The organism is Pseudomonas sp. Sample_16 (genome assembly GCF_004307665.1).
Lineage (GTDB): Bacteria > Pseudomonadota > Gammaproteobacteria > Pseudomonadales > Pseudomonadaceae > Aquipseudomonas.
The window spans coordinates 1-1501 of sequence record NZ_RCOB01000086.1 but is presented as its reverse complement, the minus strand read 5'-3'; the positions used below and the strand labels follow the sequence as shown (position 1 = coordinate 1501).

The 1501-nt window shown below is 62.2% G+C and carries 1 protein-coding gene; it reads right to left on the bottom strand.

Going from position 1 to position 1501, the window contains the following annotated elements:
* Window positions 1-34: 34 nt before the first annotated feature.
* A partial coding sequence (locus D8U69_RS12490) for an aldehyde dehydrogenase family protein (RefSeq protein WP_130907408.1) occupies window positions 35-1501 on the bottom strand: 1467 nt, incomplete at its 5' end.

Sequence of the window (1501 nt, the reverse complement as noted above, 5' to 3'; positions counted from 1 at the left end):
GCCCGCGATAGCCGTTACGCGGTATCGCGCCGAATCAGAAGAAGCCCAGCGGATTGATGTCGTAGCTCACCAGCAGGTTTTTGGTCTGCTGGTAGTGATCGAGCATCATTTTGTGGGTTTCACGGCCGACGCCGGATTTCTTGTAGCCGCCGAACGCGGCGTGCGCCGGGTACAGGTGGTAGCAGTTGGTCCACACACGACCGGCCTTGATGGCGCGGCCCATGCGATAGGCGCGGTTGATGTCGCGGGTCCAGAGGCCGGCGCCGAGGCCGAACTCGGTGTCGTTGGCAATCGCCAGGGCTTCGGCTTCGTCCTTGAAGGTGGTGATGCTCACCACCGGGCCGAAGATTTCTTCCTGGAACACGCGCATCTTGTTGGTGCCCTTGAGCAGTGTCGGCTGGATGTAATACCCGCTCGCCAGGTTGCCCTCGAGTTTTTCCACCTTGCCGCCGGTCAGCAGTTCGGCGCCTTCGCCCTTGGCGATTTCCAGGTACGAAAGGATCTTGTCGAATTGCTGCTCGGACGCCTGGGCGCCGACCATGGTGTCGGTGTCCAGCGGGTCGCCACGTTTGATCTGCAGGACCTTCTTCATCACCACGGCCATGAACTCGTCGTAGATCGACTCTTGCACCAGCGCCCGGGATGGGCATGTGCAGACTTCGCCCTGGTTGAAGAACGCCAGGACCAGGCCTTCGGCGGCTTTTTCGATGAACGACGGTTCGGCCTGCATGATGTCTTCGAAGAAGATGTTCGGCGACTTGCCACCCAGCTCCACGGTGGACGGAATGATGTTTTCCGCCGCGCATTTCATGATGTGCGAGCCGACCGGGGTCGAGCCAGTGAAGGCAATCTTGGCGATGCGCTTGCTGGTGGCCAGCGCTTCGCCGGCTTCTTTGCCGAAGCCTTGCACGATGTTCAGCACGCCCGGTGGCAGCAGGTCGCCGATCAGTTCGACCAGCACGGTAATGCCCAGCGGCGTTTGCTCGGCAGGCTTGAGCACCACGCAGTTGCCGGCGGCCAGCGCCGGGGCGAGTTTCCACGCGGCCATCAGGATCGGGAAGTTCCACGGGATGATCTGCCCGACCACGCCCAGCGGTTCATGGATGTGATAGGCCACGGTGTTGCCGTCGATTTCTGCGGCGCTGCCTTCCTGGGCGCGCAGGCAACCGGCGAAATAGCGGAAGTGGTCGGCGGCCAGCGGAATGTCGGCGTTGAGGGTTTCACGCACGGCTTTGCCGTTGTCCCAGGATTCAGTGATTGCCAGGGTTTCGAGGTGCTGTTCGATGCGGTCGGCGATTTTCAGCAGCACCAGCGAGCGGGCCTGGGCGGACGTGGCGCCCCAGGCATCGGCCGCCGCGTGGGCAGCGTCCAGGGCCTTGTCGATGTCTTCGGCCGTGGAACGGGGGAATTCGGCAATCGGTTGGCCATTGACTGGCGAAGTATTGGTGAAGTACTGACCTTTGACAGGCGCGACGAACTCGCCGCCGATGTAGTTACCGTA